Origin of the sequence: Bacillus cereus group sp. BfR-BA-01349, from assembly GCF_022663795.1 — a bacterium.
Taxonomy (GTDB): domain Bacteria; phylum Bacillota; class Bacilli; order Bacillales; family Bacillaceae_G; genus Bacillus_A; species Bacillus_A cereus.
The window spans coordinates 37,643-56,958 of sequence record NZ_JAKUGE010000017.1 but is presented as its reverse complement, the minus strand read 5'-3'; the positions used below and the strand labels follow the sequence as shown (position 1 = coordinate 56,958).

The window sequence follows — 19,316 nt, the reverse complement described above, 5'->3', positions numbered from 1 at the left end:
TTTTATTATGTACTTGTATAAATCATTATATAAAAAACTATACACTTCTTTATCGCTATATAAATGGATATAATTGAGGATAGAACTAGCATAAGGGGAAACAAAATAATGAATAAGTTACTTACATCGAAAATTGAAATTATAGAAAGAAAAATCCAGTATAACTCAACAATAGTAGATCACAATTGCTTATTACTTGAAAAGCAATCACAAAGTATCGTTTTATTTCACGAGGTGCAGTATTCATTTACAATGACTGCAAATGATACTAAGTTAACAATCCCAAAAGGAAGTTATACAATCGCATATTACTGGAAAGATCGTCCGTACAATTTATACGTATGGAGAGATATAAAAGGAAAGTATTTAGGTTCCTATTTTAATATCGTAAAAAACACACAAATAAAAGATGCAGTGGTTTCCTTTGAAGATTTAATCATCGATATTATGGTACTTCCAAATGGAGAATACTTCATATTGGATGAAGATGAATTACCAGAACCATTAGGGAATTTCGAAGGTGGTTATGTGAGGAAAGCTCTTTATGGATTAAAAGAAATCATTCAAAAAGAGCTGCCACCAATAGTTTTGGAGACAGCCAGGGTGCAGAGGAAATAAAATTTAATTACATAAATATTTTGAATGGGAATGAGTAGTCTCAAGTTATACGATCTAACTTTTTTAATAAATCTAAGGTTAGTAGCATATTTCTTGAAATTACTCTTTTTTTGTAGAAATTTCGTCGCTTAGTTATTAAATCCCATCAACTGCATTTAGCGTGTGAGTTTTCTTATTGGTTACAGTAGATTAAAGATCAGAAAAAATAGTAAGTAAATGATATTGTTCAAATAAACAACAGTAAAAATGTTCAAACGAATCATATGTATGTTTTGACAAAACCCAGTTGACTTATCGGAAATATTTGTATAATATGTACTTAATTCCATAACGTATTGCCGATTGGAGAAACCAAAGGCATTTTATCTGTTGATAAAATGCCTTTGGTTTTTTTATTGCACAAATACTGAATCTGTTCATTTATATGAATCATTTTAAGGAGGGGAAGAAATGACTGTTTCAATTGATGGGGTATCAAAATATTTTTTGAAACAAACTGGTACGGTTCAAGTGCTAGAGAATATTAATTTTCAATTAGAGAAAGGGGATTTTGTTACAGTAATTGGTCCGAGTGGGTGCGGAAAAAGTACATTACTAAAAATTGTTGCAGGTCTAGATAATGATTTTGAAGGTGAAGTTGTTATTGACGGGGAGCCTATCTTAAAAACGAGCAAGAAACAAGGTTTTATTTTTCAAGAACATAGGCTTTTTCCATGGTTAACAGTTGAAGAAAATATAGCGGCAGATTTGTCGTTAAAAGATAAGTATGTGAAAGATAAGGTGAGAGAATGGGTTGAAATCGTTCGGTTAGATGGCTTTGAAAAATCGTATCCGAAAGAAATTTCAGGCGGGATGTCACAACGTGTTGCGATAGCGAGAGCGTTATAAAGAGATCCAAATGTATTATTACTTGATGAACCTTTTGGAGCGCTGGATGCTTTTACTCGAAGTCATTTACAAGAAGTATTGCTAAATATTTGGGAGCATAAGAAAACAACAATGATATTCGTTACACATGATATAGACGAAGCGATATATCTTTCAAACCGAATCATCATTATGAGTGCAAAACCAGGGAAAATACATAAAGTGATTGAAAATAATTTGCCTTATCCGCGGAATAAAACTTCTCAATCGTTCCAACAACTTCGAACGAAAGTATTACAGCAGTTTGAATATGGAGGGTTGATTCAAACAAGTATATAGGAAAAGGGGGATTTTATATGTATAAAAAATTAAAAATTCTTTCTTTTGTTTTAGCTATATCAGTATGTTTATTAGGATGTGAAAAAAGTACAGCAAGTAGTAAGAAAGAAGATGTAACAATACAAATTGGTATACAGCAAGGATTAAGCCCGCTATTACTAGCAAAGAAAAAGGGGTGGTTTGAAGAGGAGTTTAAAAAAGAAGGAGTTAAAGTGAAATGGACAGAGTTCCAAAGTGGACCTCCTTATTTTGAAGCAATCGCATCAAACCGATTAGACTTTGGTGAAGTAGGGAATTCTCCAGTCATTTCAGCGCAAGCAGCAGGTATTGGATTTACCGAAATCGCCAATACAAGTTATGCGAGAAAAGGAACTGGAATTCTCGTTCAAAAAGATAGCAAAATTGCGAGTGTAAAAGAGTTAAAAGGTAAAAAAATTGCAGTAGCAAAAGGAAGTAGTGCTTTTAATTTATTGTATCGAGCACTTGATAAAGAAGGGATTGATTCAAAAGATGTAAATGTCATTCAATTACAACCAGATGAAGCGCAGCCTGCATTCGAATCAGGATCAGTAGATGCATGGGCGATTTGGGACCCTTTCATATCATTACATACGTTAAATAAAGGTGCGAAGGTGATTGCAGACGGTGAAACATTAAATGTCTCTTCACCAGAATTTTTAATTACGAGAACAAAATTTGCGAAAGAACATCCAGAATTAGTTGAGAAATTCCTCAAAGTTTATGAGAAAGCACGTGTATGGCAAGATGCTAACTTAGATGAAGCAATAAAAGTATATACTTCTGTAAAAAAGATAGATGCGAAGATCGTAAAAGAAGTGTTTAATCACGACAAACCAATTTTAGTTCCAGTAACGAAGGAAATAATAGCAGAACAACAAAAGACAGCGGATTTTCAATATAAGCTCGGTTCTATAAAGAAAGAAATTAAGACGGAAAAAGTTGTAGATAATTCTTTCGTAGAAAAAGCATTGAAAGCGAAGTGAAAAGAGGTTTTGTAAAGTGGGAAATACGAAAGCTGTTATTAAACCAGCGAGTATAACGATTGAGAAAAACAACGTCAAGAAGATGCGAAAGTTAAATGTAAAAGTTTTAGTAAGGGCGATTACTATACCGGTTATTATATTAATAATTTGGCAGTTAGCTGGTGTATTCGGTCTTGTTTCTAAAACAGTTTTACCAACACCATTAGATATTTTTCTAGCTTTCCAAGAGCTTATTAAAACAGGAGAGTTATTCGGCCATTTAAGTATTAGTGTATTTAGGGCTGCGGCTGGTTTCTTTATTGGTGGGGGCTTAGGAATCATTTTAGGAACGATTGTTGGATTTTCAACGAGAAGTGAGCAATATTTAGATCCATCTGTGCAAATGTTAAGAACTGTACCTCATTTAGCTGTTGCACCGCTTTTCGTATTATGGTTCGGTTTTGGTGAAACATCGAAAGTGTTATTAATTGCAGATGGTGCATTTTTTCCTTTATACGTAAACGCATTTTTAGGTATTAGAGGTGTGGATTCAAAGTTATTTGATGTTGCGAGAGTGTTAGAGTTTAGTAAAAGAAAATTAATCACGAAACTAATTTTACCAGCTGCATTGCCTAACCTTTTACTAGGAGCAAGGTTATCGTTAGGTGTTGCATGGGTGAGTTTAGTAGTAGCAGAACTTATGGGGTCTACAGAAGGTATTAGCTATATGATTATGGATGCAAGGCAATTTTCAAATACAGATATTGTATTTGTCGGCATAATTATATTTGCATTTGTTGGGAAGTTTTCTGACTCTCTAGTACGTTTACTAGAAGTGAAGTTTTTAAGATGGCGAGATAACTTTAAAGGTGAGACAGGGAATTAACATATAAATTATTAGGGGTAATTTATATAGAATGTGTTAGTATACGATTCAAAATAAATAAGGGGTGTGTAAAGGTATGGAATTATTATGGTTTATTCCGGCTTATGGAGATGGTCGATATTTAGGAACGACAAAACGAGGAAGAGCAGCTGAATATGGTTATTATAAGCAAGTTGCTGCGGCAGCTGATTATTTAGGATATACGGGTGTTTTACTTCCAACTGGTCAAGGATGTGAAGACCCTTGGGTGTTAGCTTCAGCTCTTGCTGCTGAAACAGAAAAACTAAAATTTTTAGTAGCAGTGAGACCAGGACTAATGTCCCCTACAGTTGCAGCGAGGATGGCATCTACATTTGATAGAATTTCACATGGGAGGCTGCTTATTAATGTAGTAGCTGGAGGAGATCCAGTTGAACTACAAGGAGATGGATTATATCTTGATCATGATGAAAGATATGAAGCAGCGGATGAATTTTTAAAAGTTTGGAAATCGACATTGCAAGGTGAAACGATCTCTTTAGAAGGAAAACATATTAAAGTTACAGATAGTAAAGTTGTCTTCCCACCAGTTCAAACACCATATCCTCCTATATATTTTGGAGGATCGTCAGCTGCTGGAAAAGAAGTAGCAGCTGAACATAGTGATGTATATTTAACGTGGGGAGAGCCGCCAGAGCAAGTGAAAGAGAAAATAGAAGAAGTAAGAAAACTTGCAGAAGAGAAGGGGCGTACAGTGCGATTTGGCATTAGATTACACGTAATTGTAAGAGAAACAGAAGAAGAAGCATGGGAAGAGGCAGAACGTTTAATTCAATATGTGGATAATGAAACAATTGGGCTTGCTCAAAAGACATTTGCAAGATATGATTCGGTTGGTCAAAAACGGATGACCCATTTAAATAAAGGTACGAGAGAGTCGTTAGAGATAAGCCCTAATTTATGGGCTGGAATCGGACTTGTAAGAGGTGGGGCAGGTACTGCACTTGTAGGCGATCCGCATACAGTAGCAAAAAGGATAAAAGAATATGAATCGTTAGGAATTGATACGTTTGTTTTATCAGGATATCCGCATTTAGAAGAAGCGTATGAAGTGGCAGAATTGTTATTCCCATTATTGAAAGACGAGAAGAAAGAAGAAAATAAAATTGTTGGTGAAATGATTGCTGATGCATATGCATTAAAAAAATAGTGAGAAATAAAGTTTCACCTATTTATTGCTTCATTTTGTTTACTGCCTGTTAATACGGTATAAAAAACCCGCAAGTTATTCGCTTGCGGGTTTTCATCGTAAATTATTAGAAAATATGGTAAAATTAAAGGGTAACTTAAGGTGCGGTTGGTTGTTCAATTATCACTTCTCCAAGTAGGAGGGGGGTGATAATTCGTGAGTGAAATAGCGTTGCTATTGCAAGGTGGACTGTTTCTCGTTGCATTGTTAACGTTCGTCGTCGTTTTAATAGACAAGCTCAAAAAATAACAACCCACCTATGCCTATAGAATGTGGGTTGTTTTGTTTGTAAGAAACAAATAGGATAAATGAACAATCCAATCTGCTAAGTTACGTGGACTAGTGTGTAGCCGCACACTAGTCTTTTTTATTTATATACAATTTATAATTGGTTTATGTGATTGTATTGTTCTTTTCATACTCATTATAACACAGTGTCTTTTCATCAAGAAAGGAGACCGTACGTTCTGGTTCCTATTATATAGTAGGTGCTTTTTCTTTAAACAGACCATCCATATACTGTTTTAAACTTTGGACATAAAATTTCTGTGTATTCACATTATTTACACCGACAATGGGTGATGGAAGGTCAAATCTTTTTTCTGATAAATGAACGACAACATCAAAGATGTCAAACAAACGAATGAAGCAAAACAGACCGTCTTTATCGCTAAGTAAAATAAAGTAATGATTTTCACTACTTGTATTTAGCGTATTCCATAAAGAACTTTTGCTTAAATCACGTACAATGCTTTTTTCTTTTAGTTCCACGAAATCTGCATTTGAGAGAATGGTAGAGATATCAATCGCATCTTGATTTTCAAAGTAGCCATCAACTGTTTGTACAGCGAATGTATAAGCCATTTTTAATATACTCATTTTATATTTACGGTTATCCAATAGCAATTCACGTTGAATAGAACTCGCTACTTTCGTTACACGTTCCTCTTTCCAAATTTCATTATGTAAGGAAATATCGTGCTTTTTACATAGTTTCATAATTAATGCATTAGAATAAAGAATTTCGTCGCTTACTTCGACAACATCAGTCTCAGTAGCCGCAAGTTCTTCACCGTGCTCATTCGTATAGAGTGGGGAATCAATTTGTCTTTTCATTTGTTCAATCTTAAATTGACTCAATTTATGCCTAATTAAAGGACGATCAATATTTGTTGTCATTTGTTCATGACAAGTATCACAAATTGAGTTTGTGAAATAATATCCACATAATATTTCTGGAATGACATATTGTTCACTAAGTTCTTTCGTATCTTTTCTGCAAATGATGCATTGTGTCATTTTTATCACCTTTACCTGCAAATTTGTATGTAATCTCATTGTAGTGTATTTATTGGTATTTTGGAATATTGTAAAGGAAAATATTATGTGAAATTCATACTTATTTTGGTACAATGAAGAGAAGTGCTAGTTTAAAGGAGGCCATTTTTTTGAAATCAAAAGTGCACTTTTGGACATTAGAAGTGCTAATGGTTGTAGGAATCATATTTATTTGCACAAAAATATCATTTTTATTTCAACCGATTGGTATCTTCATATCAACATTATTTTTCCCAATCTTAATCGCGCTTTTTTTATACTTCATATTTAATCCTGTATTAATCTTTTTGGAGAATAAAAAAGTACCTAGAAATTTAGCGATATTGCTGTTATATCTTTTTATCATAACATTAACTGCGGTTGGCGTTGGAGTAGTTGTTCCTACGATTTCACAACAGCTAATGGACTTGGTTAAAAATATGCCAGGCTACATAAAAGAGGGAAAAGTATACATACAAGAATTATCACATCATAGGTTGTTTGAATGGTTATCTACACAAAACTACGTTTCCATTGAAACAATTGAAAAAAATGCGATTGAATACTTAAAAGATATACCAAATACAATTACGTCGAGTGCAACGGCTTTATTTGGTATTATCACGAACGTTGCATTAGTTGTATTTACTGTACCGTTCATTTTATTTTACATGTTTAAAGATGGACATGCCTTTCCAGGGAAAGCGGTAAGTTTATTACCAGAGTCTTACTGTGAAGAGGGGCTTCGTATCATTAAGGAAACGAACGAAACATTATCTGCATATATTCAAGGGCAAGCGCTCGTTTGTATATTTGTAGGTGCGTTTACTTTTATCGGTTATTTAATTATCGATTTACCGTACGCTTTCGTTTTAGGGATTATCGCAGCATTTACAAACATCATTCCTAACTTAGGCCCATTTATCGGAGCAGCACCAGCTGTTATTGTAGGACTGTTCGTATCTCCGATGCAAGCCTTATACGTAATTATTATTGTAACAATTGTACAACAGTTTGAAAGTAATATTATTTCACCACGTATTATGAGCTCGAAATTAAACATCCACCCATTAACAATTATTATCCTAATTTTAGGGGTAGGTAACTTTGCTGGAATCATCGGAATGATTTTAGCAGTACCAGTTTATGCAGTAACAAAAACAGTTGTTTCGAACTTAGTGAGATTGTTTAAGACGAAGAGAAGTAATCGGAAATAGTAAAACCTGAGAAAGATACACCTCTTTTTAAGTGGTGTATCTTTTGTTTATAAAAAAATAATTAAAAGCGGGTTGATTTGATTTTATTATATATTTTTTATACATCAAATTCAGCGATGAACTTGTGGGATATAAGCTCTATAAAACTATGTGGAATCCCTCTGAACTATCCAAATCATTTCCTTACAGCGTGCTATCATCATCATAATCGACTCCTTTCAATTCTATATAGTTAAACGATTAAAGGTGAGTGTAGTACTTGCTTCTACGATCTCGAATTTCATCAATAACTTGTTTATATTGTCTTTCTTGTTTTAATTCATTTTGAGATATTGTTTCTTTTTGAATCGTAATGGTTAAAAAGAATAGGTGAAACTTCATATGTGAATTCCTCCTTTCGAATTGGAATTACAGATGACTACAGTAATGACTTTGTCTTTCTTTTACAGAATCCATAGCCTGATTAATTTGTCGTTCATGAAGCATTTCAGACTCAGAAAATTTATTTTTTTGAATGGTAATGGTTAAAAAGAATACTTTAAATTTCATAAAATAATTGCCCCTTTATAAGTGATTTAGAAAAAACGAGTGTAATAAGAAATTACAGGTGACTACAGTAATGACTTTGTCTTTCTTTTACAGAATCCATAGCCTGATTAATTTGTCGCTCATGAAGCATTTCAGACTCGGAAAATTTATTTTTTTGAATGGTAATGGTTAAAAAGAATACTTTAAATTTCATAAAATAATTGCCCCTTTATAAGTGTTTTAGAAAAGACGAGTGTAATAAGAAGATTGGCGTTCTTTTACTTCGTCCATAATATTTTGGATGTGTTGCTCACGTAAAATCTCTTTCTGTGAAAGTTTACGTTTTTGAATGGTGATTGTTAAAAAGAATGCTTTAAATTTCATGAATATATTACCCCTTTAAAATATATTTTTAATACATTTGAGTGTAGTATGAACTTTTAATGTCAGTTATTTTATCAGTTAGTTGTTTTAACTGTTGTTTACGATTAATTTCAGTTTCAGATAAAGTATTTTTTTGAAGTACAGTCGTAAAAAAGAAAATATGAAAAGTCATAAATGAATTCCTCCTTTCGAAAAGGAATTACAGGTGATCACAGTAAAGTGCTTGGCGCTCCTTAACATCATTCATAGCTTTTTCAATTTGCTCATTATGAAGAATTTCATCTTTGGAAATTGTATTTCTTTGAATCGTAATACTTAAAAACAATACGCTAATAGTCATTGAATGTTGCTCCTTTCTTAGAAAAATAATGTAAGAGACTAAAAAATCGCGCAAAAAAACCACAGGAAGATACAGTTCTCCTATGGCTGGGCGTGAAAAAGCCACAGGAAAGTATACGACCTCCTGTGGCGAATTTATGAATTAAATGAAATAAAGTACGATTTTCAATTCTCCATTAGGGTGGTCGAATTCATATTTAATTGTCCAGAAACCACAGGTGCAGTTAACGCTAAAGTTAATGCATGTAATTGTAATTTCATCATTTCCTTCGACCTCCTTTTAGAATATTTTTCTTACGTTAGTAATTATATACAATTAATGGATAATTGTAAACGGAAAAATTGAAAATTTTTAATTTTGATTAAAATACGTATGTTTTAAAGGGTTTTGAGAAGATGTATTGTAATTAACGAAATATCGATAAAAATGGGGGATGCTAAATGAAATATATGCATCGTAATGTAGTTGTTATGCTAACAATTTTTTTATTTATTACTGCTTGTTCTAGCGGAGAAAGAATAAAAGAAATATGTGATGTGAAACCTAGTGACTTTAAGAAATATGCTGGAACATATGTTGGTAATAACTCAGATGTGGTTGCAATTGTTAATCATTTACCCGGTGGTGGAACAGTTCAAAGTATAAGTTTAGAAAAGTTTGGCGGGAAAATAATAATCATGCTATATGAAAACTTCTCATTTGAGAAGTTTTTTTATTTTTATAGGTAAGCAAAACAAGTTGTTGAAGGGCAGGCTGTCATAGAATATGGTACATATTATAATGAGGAAAAGTTGAGGGGATAAAAATGCGTACAATTTTACTTTTTCTAAACAACATGTCCATCGATAAAATAGAGAACATTAGACATAAACATGATCCTTTATTTGGATTAATTCCATCGCATATAACAATCGTATTCCCATTTAAGAGTAATATTTCAAATGATGAATTAAAATCTCATATTTTTAATGTATCAAAAGGGGGAGGCAAAATTGAAATTGAGTTTGCAAATCGTATCACTAGCGTAGGAAACTATTTGTTTTTAGAAGTTGATAGAGGAAGAAAACAAATAGAAGAACTACATGATAGCCTGTATACAGGACCTTTATTACAATTTTTGAAAGAAGACATTCCGTACATCCCACATGTAACAGTCGGAAGAAAAGAAAGTGCCGAATTAGCTGCTGAAGTAGTGAAGGAGATTCCTAGTTTTCATGGGAAGTTAAATTGTGTGATTGATAGAATAAGCGTGGAGCGAATTGGAGAGAATGGGGAATCAATTATTGAATTTGAAGTGCCATTTTTTAAAAGCGGACAAAAGTCAGCTTTTTATTTCGTAGCATGAAGTAATGCACCAATTGCACCGCTATTACCACCATCTTGTAAAAAGATTGGTGTTTTATTTTGATATTCGGTGTAGCTACTCATAATATGTTGAAGTTGTACGTTATTACATAAAGTCGAACCAATATAAATAATATGTTCAATGTTTTTTGTTTCAGCGAATTGAAGGCTTAATGCAGTAACGACTTCACCGACAAGTCCTTGTATAGTAGCAAGTATGTCTGAGCTATTATATTTCGATTCTGAAATAGCGGCTTTACCAAAATTGCTAGCAGTTAAGCTATTATCAATAGGTGAGAGAATACCACTATAAATATCTCCAACCGTAATATCTAGTTCTTTTCTAGATCCTACTTTTGTTAGAGGGATTACATCTTCAAAATGATCTATATTTGTTAACAATTTTGAAAGTCCCATAATAGTCCCACCGCCAACTCCGGTTCCACCAGCGCGAATATATTGTTCATTATAAACATAATGGATAGAAGTACCTGTACCGATATTGGTTAAAATAAAATTGTTTATAGTGTGTTTTTCTTCTTTTAATATGTATTGGACACCTGCAAGAGTAGATTCAAATTCGTTTAGCTCTATTATTTTATATGAAGCTGTAAGCAGATGCTGTAATAGTTTCGATCTACCACCCGTAATACATATTTGTTTTATGCCATTGTTGTTTTTAATCCAATCTATTATTTTATGTTGTTCATGCGAATAAAATTTTTCAAAAGTTAATAGCTTTTTTTCGTTAAAATAAGCTATTTTCGTTAATGTGCCTCCAGCATCGATACCGATAGTACGTTCCATTTTCCTGCTCCTAACTACGTAATATGTTTTCCTATTTACTTAATTGGTTGAGAATAGATATTTCCAACTGATATAAGGAACACTTTAATCTGCTTGATATATTAATAGTTTTTCTATAGTTACAATAGGCTGGTCGTTTACAGTTGCAATACCTTTACCAAGAATAAAACCTCGGCGATTGCGCGTTAGCTCATAATGTAAATCAAGTTTATCACCGGGATATGCTTTTCCGTGGAATTCAACTCCATCTAAAGAGGAGAGGAATCCTAGTCCTTCAGAATCACTTGTATGTACAAATGCACTAAGCTGGGCAAGTGATTCTACAATTAACATATGAGGCATATGTTTTTGACTATCATTTATAAACCATTCGTTATTTGTAATGAGTTTATATCCTGTAACGGATTCACCTTGTTTTACATTTGTTACTTTATCAATCATTAAAAATGGATAACGATGGGGAAGCGTGTCTTTAATATGCATATGAAAGTACCTCCAATTAATAATACCCCTGCTAAAGTTAAGCAGGGGAGTGGGAACTAATTTTTAACTAATTCATCTACTTTTTCAAGGACGAAAATGCCGCTATTTCTAATATTTTCAACAACTTGTTGCAAAACTTCTTTATCTTGAACGAGTGCAATACGTACGAAGCCTTCTCCATGAGGTCCAAATGCATGACCAGGTGTAACAACGACATTCGCACGATCCATTAATGCATAAGCGAAGTCTAGAGAAGTCCATCCTTGTGGAATTTCAGCCCAGACAAACATACTACCAGCTGGCTTATCGACATTCCAGCCAAATGTTCGGAATCCATCGACTAAAGTATCTCTCCGTTCTTGATAAATATCGCGGTTTTTCTCACAAAATGCAGCGCCATTTCTTAGTGCTGCAGATGCCGCTTTTTGAATTGGTAAAAATACACCGTAATCGGTATTAGATTTAAATTGAGTAAGTGCACGAATAATTTCTTCGTTTCCAATCATATATCCAATACGGCTACCTGCTAAACTATAACTTTTTGACAAAGAATAGATTTCTACACCAACTTCTTTAGCACCAGGTACAGAGAGGAAGCTAATTGGCTTATTACCATCGAAATAAAATTCAGCATAAGCAAAATCATGGACAACGATAATATTATGCTTTTTCGCGAATGCGATTACTTCTTTAAAGAAATCTTCATGAGCTATTGCTGGAACGGGATTCCCTGGGAAGTTTAAAATCATCATCTTCGCTTGATCGGCAATTTCTTCAGGGATGACTTCTAAGTCTGGTAAGAAATCATTCTCTTTCGTTAAAGGCATGTAGTAAGATGTTGCACCAGCCATTTGAATACCTGTTTCATAAGCTGTATATCCTGGATCAGGAACTAATATAATATCACCTGGATTTGCATAAACCATAGGTAAATGAACGAGCCCGTCTTGTGAACCCATTAATAATAAAACTTCTTTATCCGCATTTAATAAAACGTTATGAGTGTTGTTGTAATATTCAGTTACAGCTTCGTGAAATTCTTGAATACCGGATAATGTATACCCGTAGCTCTCTTTTTCACTCGCTGTATGTACCATTGTTTCTCTTACAAAATCAGCGGGCGGCATATCAGGATTTCCGATGCTCAAATCAATCATGTTATGACCTGCTGCAATTTTTTCTTTTTTATAGGCTCCTAATTCACTAAATATAGAAGATTGGAATGCTTTCATTCTAGTTGCTAACGTGTAAGTCATCAAAACCCCTCCTAAAAACAGTGCTTTCATTCTGCGTTTTTAATTATTCTGAAAACACATGTTTACATTTTATCATTTTTTTATGAAAATTAAAACGATTGATAAATTTAGAGGGAGGATTAGCCTATTTTGAAAAGTAACGATGTAAATAGCGTAGATATATTAATTGAAATGTGTATTATATGATTCATTTTATATAACTTAAGGTATTTTCTAGTTTTTATTAAGTATATTTCTCATGTTTTGAATGAAAAAGAATACGAAAACAAGGGCTATTTTTGCGGACGATTTCTAAAGTGAAATAACGCAGAAAATATTTTCTGCGTCTCCTCTGAAATGTAATCATTTCTTTTTATATGTGCATAATTTTTCGGCTGTCAAAAAGTATACATTTAATGTACCGTCGGCAACTTTTAAAGTTTGGTCCGATGTAAATGAATTACCATAATCAATGTGATATACATTAGAATTTTTGACAAATGAGCCTTTATATAAATCGTCTTTATTCTTTGTTGTTTGCATTTCTACTAAATTTTGCACAATTTCCTCTTTATTTTCTTTTTTGACAACTGTTTCAAATTTATAATATACAGGGCATTCACCTTTTTTATTGTCAACGACTTCCCAAGAACCGTATATATCGTTATTGCTGCATCCACTAAGTAGGATGATTAGTATAGGAATTGTAAGTAGAACCTTTTTCATTTTGTGCTCCTTTCTTTTAAATTTGAATAAACGTGCGAATACGATAGGGATATTATAATAAATAAAGTTTAAATTTTTTTAAAGAATTATTTAATTTCATATAAAAATTTAGGAGAAATTAAATAAGCATGAATCTAGTGTAAAGTCAGATTCATGCTAGTACTATAGCCTATGTTATGTCTTTTTTGAGGATAAATAAAGAGGAAAGCAGAATTACTATTCCATTTAATATATATACGCTTGCAATCATAAAGGCTAACGTACCTGCATCGAATATAGAAGCAAATGTTGCGATAGTCAAAAAGATAATGGGAGTCAGTAGTAAAAATATGAAACCTGCCACGATTCTTTTTTTAAAACTATGTCCAGATAAGGAAATGGCTAAAAAGTTTAGGATGCTAAACAGAGCAATTGCAAAGAGCAGGACAATAAATACTTGGATGCCATCAGACATTTTACCACTCCTTTTATAAAGAGTACTTTTTATAATCTATTCGAAATAAAAGGGGGATACTCCTTTAGGTAATTTCAATAAACGTAATAAATAGGCGTATTATAAAACAAAGAAGTATGGATTCAATATTAGATCCATACTTCTTTGTTTATTTTATAAATTCGCAGATTGTGAATGCTGTTTTTCATAATGTTTCTGCTTAGAAAGGGAAATAGAAATAATCAATAATGAAACGACTCCGAAGATGAGAACCATATATTGTAACCCAATTGTATCTAAGAAGAAGCCTGTTCCAAGTAAGACGATTTGGAACATAACCCTCTCAAACATATTACGGAATGAGAAGAGGCGACCGTGATAACTTTTTTCCACTTTCGTTTGGAAAATCGTCGACATAATAGGGAAGAAGCAGCCAACACTAAACCCAAATAAACCAAATGATGTAAGAGCCATCCATTTTATATCGCTAAAGAACAATGACAGATGTGCAAAAGCAGTACAAACTGCGAAGAAATATAGTAATTTTTCAGGTTTGAAATGATCAGATAGACGTTTAATTACGAAGGCACCTAACATAAATGCGACACCTTCAATTGTATATATGAACCCTTTAATCGTAGGATCATGTTGCATTTCGCTAATGTTAATAACCATTAAATTAAACCCAGCTATAAATAATAGAGGGATGATACTTAATATAAGTGCTGTAAAAGCAATAGGAATTCCTTTTAAAATACGAAATACTTCCATAAAGCTATTATCTTTTGCAGCTTGTTTACTTGGTGTTGTTGATTTCTTGTCTTCGAATTGTAGGAAGAAAGTCGAGAGGAATAATAAGGCGTATGTTGCCATTGAGAAGGCATACATGTACTGTAAACTCATCACAACTAAAAGAATTCCACCTAGTGAAGTACCTGCAATACGAGCGATTGTACCAACATTCATATGTACACCATTCATTTGTAATAACTCATGCTCACGTACGATGAGTGGAATTACAGATTGTAATGCAGGGAAATAAAATGCTGCTGAAATTTGAAGAGCAACCATAAATGCAATCATAAATGCGATACTTTCAAATTGAATAGCAAAAAACATGAAAATAACACTTAAAACTCGACCAAACCCAGCGTAAAGAAGAACTTTTTTCTTTTCATACTGATCGATGACACGGCCAGCCATAGGTCCAACTAGAACACCGGCTAATAGTCCGATAAATAATATAACTGATTTCATGAAATCAGAAGGGACATATTTTTGCATAAATTCAAGGTTGCCAAGAATACCAAGCCATAATCCTAGACCTGCAATAAACTCCCCAATTAAAACAATCCAAACGTTTTTATTACGCCACATAACATAAAACCTCTCCGTCTTTTAAAATGAAAAACGCGTATATAAAACCTCCTTATTTATGTAGTATTTTTATACGAACTTTTTTAGAGTCAGAGTCTATATTACGTGTTTCATAATTGGATTTCAATCTTTTTGATTGGTCAAAAATTTGATGTGTTAATTGATGAAATAAGTGAATCAAAACGTAAAAAATTTATGATTAAAGCTAATAGAAAGTAAGGGGACATATAAAAAAGCAAGAACGTATAACTACGCCTCGCGTTTCTCAAGTACAAAATTAAATATTAGATTCACTTAGCAACATTTACGCTCTTGTCCAATAGCTAAAGCGCTAAAAGATAGTGGGCCAACAACTTCTGCGCTTGCACCACTAGTAAGGTTTTCTACAGTTAATGAATATTCGTGTGTTCCACTGCTAACGTTTTGATCTATAGCTTGAAATGTTTGTACATAGAATTGTTCAGAATCTGTAGATTCAATACCTACTTGTGCATTAAAAATTTCAATATTATCACGGAAAATTCGGAATAAAACTTGTGAAGTCTCAGTTATACCTTCTATACCAATTGTAGCGATTAATTCTACTCGATTATTACGTGAATCTCTACTTGAAATTCGCAATTTCAAATTTGCTAAAATTGCTTTATTTGGAGAAGATGGGATTGCAAAAGTTGTTTCACCAGTTTTACTAATAGGTTGAGTAGCTTGGTAATCAATGATATGAGTCATATTCTTCACCTCCTCATATACTAGAATATGAAAATAGTGAATAATTAGTTTGGACAAATACTAGATTATTTAATAGAGTCAACAATAATTATTGAAAAGAAGAAATTCACATAAAAGCATTAAGAATATATCACAATAAGATGATATTTTTCTTAATGCTTTTTGTAATTAAGCAGAATATTCTTCTTTACGTACTTCAAAAAATTCATTACGTCGTAAGTAATTATAAATTTTCTCTGAAACCTCTTCTTCTTCAGACACTAAGAAACGATGATCAAAAGCGTAGAAAGATTGACCTTTAATTAATTTTACGTAATACATATTAAACGCCTCCTGACACTAGATTATTACTTGCTTCATATTATGATGGCCTATATGTCTGCTAAAAATACTTGGAGTTTCAAAGGGGATGAGTAAAGGGATAAAAGGGCTTACAATTCTGTAAGGTTTATGTCACCTTTTTCGATAGTTCGTATTTACCAGTTTCTTCTATAATGCAAATAGGTTACATAAAATAAGGGGGTAAAAAGATGGATGAAATAATTGGAGAAGTTGTAGCTGGTATTTGTGAATTTGTAGTGGAAGTAACAGCGGATGCTATAGGAAATTTAGTTTCTGGAAATGATGAGGAAAAAGAAACATTATAATAATTTGTAAAAGAATAAAGTTGATCAAATTATAAAGGCTGATTTCTAAAGAGAAATCAGCTTTTTTATTTTTTACATTACATTAACTTAATTTGAATATTCATTTGTTATCATATTTAAGAAGCCTATATAAGGAGGTGAATAAACAAATATGTCGAATTCAGGGCCTGATTTATCTGTTTCTCGTTTGATTGTGGTAAATATAGAAGAAAAAGAATATCATTTTATTGTTCGTGAACATCCGATTGTAGGGAAATTTATATCGCTATTTGAAAATGGGAAAGAATACGGTTTAATAGATAAACAAATCGCTAATAAAGATAAATTTATTACATCGGAGCTTACTAAGTTAGATTATTTTAATATAGATGTTTTATATCTTACACCTGGGTGGATATGGATTGGTATGGATCAATTTGGTTTACATGCTCGTGAGGCTACTTATAACGAAGTAGATGTTATTATGAAGTTGAAAGAGGATTTATATTATATAGATATATACGAAGAAATAAAAATGTAGTAAATATTTATTCAGGTTAGGGGGGAAGTTCCCATAGCCTTTTTTTGTTTAATAATAAAATGTAAAATTATATTATTTTAATGAAAGGTAATATGATAAGAAGTGAGATGAAAAGAGGATTTGAAAATACATTAAGAGAATTGTAATAATTATATGAGTCGTATATGTAAATAACAATAGAAAGAAGATGCTAATATGAGTAAAGAAGAGCTTGTGAAAAAACAGTTTGGCAGCAATGCAGATAAATATGTAAATAGTAAAATACATGCTAAAGGACTGGATTTACAATATGTAGTTCAACAAGTTGAGTCTCGTCATAATAATCGTCTTCTTGATGTTGCTACTGGTGGCGGGCATGTGGCAAATATGTTAGCACCTATGTTTGAAGAAGTAGTTGCACTTGATTTAACAGAACAGATGTTAGAAAAAGCAAAAGTTTTTATAAAGCAGAATGGTCATGAAAATGTATCTTTTGTAGCAGGAAATGCAGAGAATTTACCATTTGCAGACCATTTTTTTGATACAATTACATGCCGGATTGCAGCCCATCATTTTACGAGTCCGGCTCAATTTATTTATGAAGTAAATCGTACGTTGGAGGATAATGGATTATTCATCTTAATAGATAATGTTTCGCCAGAAAATAATGAATATGATACATTTTATAATTTTATAGAAAAAAAGCGTGACCCAAGTCATGAACGAGCTCTAAAAAAGACAGAATGGCTTACTTTATTAGAAAAAAACGGTTTGCAAATGCAGTCATGTCTTACTTTTGATAAGAAGTTTGATTTTGACTGGTGGTGTAATATGATGGATGTCCCTTTACAAAAGCGTGAAAAATTAACAGAATGTATGATGAAAGCACCAAACGAAATGAAGGGATATTTTAATATTCAATTTAAAAATAATAAAGTAGAATCGTTCTATACTGAAATGGCTATGTTTATATGTAAAAAAAGTACAACGTTAAAAAGATAAATGTGTTGCAGTCTTTCTGAAGTACGATATACTTAGTACAGAGAAACTGAGAATTGAGGAATAGTTATAATGATTCGTGTACGCATTGAAGGTACTGAGGAAGAAATGCTTGAATTTATGGGGAAAATGCCAGACATTCCTGGATTTGAAAAGACACATATGAGAGAGCCGAGAAAAGGAAATAACCCGAAATACGATTCAAGTAAAAATGTACTTGCATATTTGTCTTATAAAAAGATTGAAGTCGCCAATAAATAGGCGGCTTTTTTAGTTTGCGCTGTTTCACCGCCTTGTCTTTTTTACATAATAATAATAGTAGATTATGCTCAAGAGGGGTGAGAATAGTTAATAAGAAAATTATCTTTTTTGGAGACTTTGGTATTGATGACGCCGTAGCGTTAATTTATGCAAATAAAACATGTAAATTAGATATTCTAGGTATTGTTGCTGAGTACGGGAATGTATCACGAGATATCGTTACGGAAAATGTTTATTTTTTAGAAAGGTACTATGCTACACAAGTGAAAATTATTGAAGGTGCGAGTAGACCGATGACAGCTGAAGAGCCTTTGTTTTTCCCTGAAATCCACGGGGATCACGGTTTAGGTCCTATTATTCCACCTGAGATGAGAATTTGTAAACGAGAAAATTTTTGTGAATTAATCAAATTAATCGAACCTTGTCCAGAAGATATTATAATTGTGGCGACAGGGAGACTAACGACGCTTGCTACGTTATTTTTATTGTATCCAAATATAATGGATCGTATTTGTTCGTATTATATAATGGGCGGCGCTTTCCTATTTCCAGGTAATGTTACACCAGTATCTGAAGCGAATTTTTATGGTGATCCAATTGCAGCAAATATTGTTATGAAATATGCGAAAAACGCTAGCATATACCCGTTAAATGTAACACAGGGCGCGCTTATAACACCTGAAATGGCCAATATAATAGATAAACAAGGAACTGGACAGGCGAAACTCATTAAACCAATGATTGATTTTTATTATGAGAACTTTTATAAAAAAGAATATCCGGGTATTGGTGGAAGTCCTATACACGATTTACTACCGTTTATCTCGTTTATAAATGACAGTATTTTCGAATATAAAAAATCGGCAGTGTGGATTAGTACGACAAATGATGTGACTAGGGGCCAAAGTGTAGCAGACTTTAGAAAAATAGCTGAGCCAACAAGGTTTGATGATCGGCCGATTCAAAGAATTGCTGTTGGTTTTAACTATGCAGCTTTTAAAGAAGAGTTTATGCGAACAATATTGAAGCCAGATTGTCCTTAATGTGTGTAATAACAAGTCGGATAAAT

26 protein-coding genes and 2 pseudogenes are annotated in these 19,316 nt (G+C 32.8%); 13 read left to right on the top strand and 15 right to left on the bottom strand.

The features are described 5' to 3' along the window. Positions 1-108 precede the first annotated feature (108 nt). The 6 genes and pseudogenes from MR169_RS11770 to MR169_RS11745 all read left to right on the top strand — a co-directional run bounded on the left by MR169_RS11770 (position 109) and on the right by MR169_RS11745 (position 5,170). Positions 109-618: a ribonuclease FAU-1 family protein gene (locus MR169_RS11770; RefSeq protein ID WP_016118094.1), complete on the top strand. Its 510-nt coding sequence runs from the start codon at positions 109-111 to the stop codon at positions 616-618. A 450-nt stretch (positions 619-1,068) separates the two neighbouring features. Then, positions 1,069-1,824, top strand: a pseudogene (locus tag MR169_RS11765) (ABC transporter ATP-binding protein). A gap of 17 nt (positions 1,825-1,841) precedes the next feature. Beyond that, a complete protein-coding gene (locus MR169_RS11760) occupies positions 1,842-2,828 on the top strand; it encodes an aliphatic sulfonate ABC transporter substrate-binding protein (protein WP_000277092.1) in 987 nt (328 codons plus the stop codon). Positions 2,829-2,844: 16 nt separating this feature from the next. Next, complete coding sequence (locus MR169_RS11755; protein ID WP_242319437.1) at positions 2,845-3,693, top strand: ABC transporter permease; 849 nt, start codon at positions 2,845-2,847, stop codon at positions 3,691-3,693. Between the two features lie 76 nt (positions 3,694-3,769). Next, positions 3,770-4,882, top strand: a complete 1,113-nt coding sequence (ssuD, locus tag MR169_RS11750) for an FMNH2-dependent alkanesulfonate monooxygenase (RefSeq protein WP_242319436.1) — start codon at positions 3,770-3,772, stop codon at positions 4,880-4,882. A 195-nt stretch (positions 4,883-5,077) separates the two neighbouring features. Next, complete coding sequence (locus tag MR169_RS11745; RefSeq protein ID WP_001289320.1) at positions 5,078-5,170, top strand: putative holin-like toxin; 93 nt, start codon at positions 5,078-5,080, stop codon at positions 5,168-5,170. 228 nt (positions 5,171-5,398) lie between these two features. Here MR169_RS11745 and MR169_RS11740 read toward each other — a convergent pair whose 3' ends face one another. After that, a complete protein-coding gene (locus MR169_RS11740; RefSeq protein WP_242319435.1) occupies positions 5,399-6,220 on the bottom strand; it encodes an HNH endonuclease in 822 nt (273 codons plus the stop codon). Between the two features lie 149 nt (positions 6,221-6,369). Between MR169_RS11740 and MR169_RS11735 the strand changes: the two genes are divergently transcribed. Continuing rightward, positions 6,370-7,455 (top strand): AI-2E family transporter, encoded by a 1,086-nt coding sequence (locus tag MR169_RS11735; RefSeq protein ID WP_242319434.1) that lies wholly within the window; start codon positions 6,370-6,372, stop codon positions 7,453-7,455. Positions 7,456-7,695: 240 nt separating this feature from the next. On the opposite strand, the gene MR169_RS11730 is transcribed toward MR169_RS11735, so the two are convergent. The 6 genes from MR169_RS11730 to MR169_RS11705 are packed head-to-tail and all read right to left on the bottom strand — an operon-like array spanning position 7,696 to position 8,707. Then, positions 7,696-7,836: a YrzI family small protein gene (locus tag MR169_RS11730; RefSeq protein WP_000668497.1), complete on the bottom strand. Its 141-nt coding sequence runs from the start codon at positions 7,834-7,836 to the stop codon at positions 7,696-7,698. 27 nt (positions 7,837-7,863) lie between these two features. Then, a complete protein-coding gene (locus MR169_RS11725; protein ID WP_000669805.1) occupies positions 7,864-8,004 on the bottom strand; it encodes a YrzI family small protein in 141 nt (46 codons plus the stop codon). Positions 8,005-8,056: 52 nt separating this feature from the next. After that, on the bottom strand, positions 8,057-8,197 hold the full coding sequence (locus MR169_RS11720) for a YrzI family small protein (protein ID WP_000669805.1): 141 nt from the start codon (positions 8,195-8,197) through the stop codon (positions 8,057-8,059). 26 nt (positions 8,198-8,223) lie between these two features. After that, positions 8,224-8,367 (bottom strand): YrzI family small protein, encoded by a 144-nt coding sequence (locus MR169_RS11715; RefSeq protein ID WP_000668963.1) that lies wholly within the window; start codon positions 8,365-8,367, stop codon positions 8,224-8,226. Positions 8,368-8,395: 28 nt separating this feature from the next. Next, positions 8,396-8,539: a YrzI family small protein gene (locus tag MR169_RS11710; RefSeq protein ID WP_000142729.1), complete on the bottom strand. Its 144-nt coding sequence runs from the start codon at positions 8,537-8,539 to the stop codon at positions 8,396-8,398. Positions 8,540-8,566: 27 nt separating this feature from the next. After that, positions 8,567-8,707 (bottom strand): YrzI family small protein, encoded by a 141-nt coding sequence (locus MR169_RS11705; RefSeq protein ID WP_000156193.1) that lies wholly within the window; start codon positions 8,705-8,707, stop codon positions 8,567-8,569. A gap of 440 nt (positions 8,708-9,147) precedes the next feature. On the opposite strand from MR169_RS11705, the pseudogene MR169_RS11700 reads away from it, so the two are divergent. Together MR169_RS11700 and MR169_RS11695 are read left to right on the top strand one after the other, a co-directional pair. After that, positions 9,148-9,378, top strand: a pseudogene (locus MR169_RS11700) (DUF4825 domain-containing protein); the annotation flags it as partial. 134 nt (positions 9,379-9,512) lie between these two features. Continuing rightward, on the top strand, positions 9,513-10,052 hold the full coding sequence (locus MR169_RS11695; RefSeq protein ID WP_242319433.1) for a 2'-5' RNA ligase family protein: 540 nt from the start codon (positions 9,513-9,515) through the stop codon (positions 10,050-10,052). On the opposite strand, the gene coaW is transcribed toward MR169_RS11695, so the two are convergent. From coaW to MR169_RS11655, 8 genes are all read right to left on the bottom strand, one after another. Next, complete coding sequence (gene coaW / locus MR169_RS11690) at positions 10,037-10,858, bottom strand: type II pantothenate kinase (RefSeq protein WP_242319432.1); 822 nt, start codon at positions 10,856-10,858, stop codon at positions 10,037-10,039. The two genes, MR169_RS11695 and coaW, sit on opposite strands and share 16 nt — an antisense overlap. Positions 10,859-10,942: 84 nt before the next feature. Beyond that, a complete protein-coding gene (locus tag MR169_RS11685; protein WP_000547659.1) occupies positions 10,943-11,341 on the bottom strand; it encodes a 3-hydroxyacyl-ACP dehydratase FabZ family protein in 399 nt (132 codons plus the stop codon). Between the two features lie 56 nt (positions 11,342-11,397). Continuing rightward, the gene (locus MR169_RS11680) at positions 11,398-12,597 is read right to left on the bottom strand and encodes an LL-diaminopimelate aminotransferase (RefSeq protein WP_242319431.1); all 1,200 of its coding nucleotides are present in this window, start codon (positions 12,595-12,597) and stop codon (positions 11,398-11,400) included. Between the two features lie 342 nt (positions 12,598-12,939). Next, the gene (locus MR169_RS11675) at positions 12,940-13,302 is read right to left on the bottom strand and encodes a hypothetical protein (RefSeq protein ID WP_000757017.1); all 363 of its coding nucleotides are present in this window, start codon (positions 13,300-13,302) and stop codon (positions 12,940-12,942) included. A 169-nt stretch (positions 13,303-13,471) separates the two neighbouring features. Further along, positions 13,472-13,756 carry a hypothetical protein gene (locus tag MR169_RS11670; RefSeq protein WP_044797261.1) on the bottom strand — a complete coding sequence of 95 codons (285 nt, stop codon included), beginning with the start codon at positions 13,754-13,756 and terminating at the stop codon, positions 13,472-13,474. A 153-nt stretch (positions 13,757-13,909) separates the two neighbouring features. Beyond that, positions 13,910-15,112, bottom strand: a complete 1,203-nt coding sequence (locus MR169_RS11665) for an MFS transporter (protein WP_242319430.1) — start codon at positions 15,110-15,112, stop codon at positions 13,910-13,912. 294 nt (positions 15,113-15,406) lie between these two features. Beyond that, positions 15,407-15,841, bottom strand: a complete 435-nt coding sequence (exsC, locus tag MR169_RS11660) for an exosporium protein ExsC (protein ID WP_000148806.1) — start codon at positions 15,839-15,841, stop codon at positions 15,407-15,409. 168 nt (positions 15,842-16,009) lie between these two features. Beyond that, positions 16,010-16,162 carry a YqbF domain-containing protein gene (locus tag MR169_RS11655; RefSeq protein ID WP_000291905.1) on the bottom strand — a complete coding sequence of 51 codons (153 nt, stop codon included), beginning with the start codon at positions 16,160-16,162 and terminating at the stop codon, positions 16,010-16,012. Between the two features lie 477 nt (positions 16,163-16,639). Between MR169_RS11655 and MR169_RS11650 the strand changes: the two genes are divergently transcribed. The 4 genes from MR169_RS11650 to MR169_RS11635 all read left to right on the top strand — a co-directional run bounded on the left by MR169_RS11650 (position 16,640) and on the right by MR169_RS11635 (position 19,290). Then, positions 16,640-17,008: a hypothetical protein gene (locus tag MR169_RS11650; protein WP_000071478.1), complete on the top strand. Its 369-nt coding sequence runs from the start codon at positions 16,640-16,642 to the stop codon at positions 17,006-17,008. A 195-nt stretch (positions 17,009-17,203) separates the two neighbouring features. Next, positions 17,204-17,989: a class I SAM-dependent methyltransferase gene (locus tag MR169_RS11645; protein WP_000031305.1), complete on the top strand. Its 786-nt coding sequence runs from the start codon at positions 17,204-17,206 to the stop codon at positions 17,987-17,989. Positions 17,990-18,058: 69 nt separating this feature from the next. After that, positions 18,059-18,247, top strand: a complete 189-nt coding sequence (locus MR169_RS11640) for a DUF3970 family protein (protein WP_000621885.1) — start codon at positions 18,059-18,061, stop codon at positions 18,245-18,247. A gap of 77 nt (positions 18,248-18,324) precedes the next feature. Further along, positions 18,325-19,290, top strand: coding sequence for a nucleoside hydrolase (locus MR169_RS11635; protein WP_001223681.1), 966 nt, complete (start codon positions 18,325-18,327; stop codon positions 19,288-19,290). The last annotated feature ends 26 nt before the right edge of the window (positions 19,291-19,316 follow it).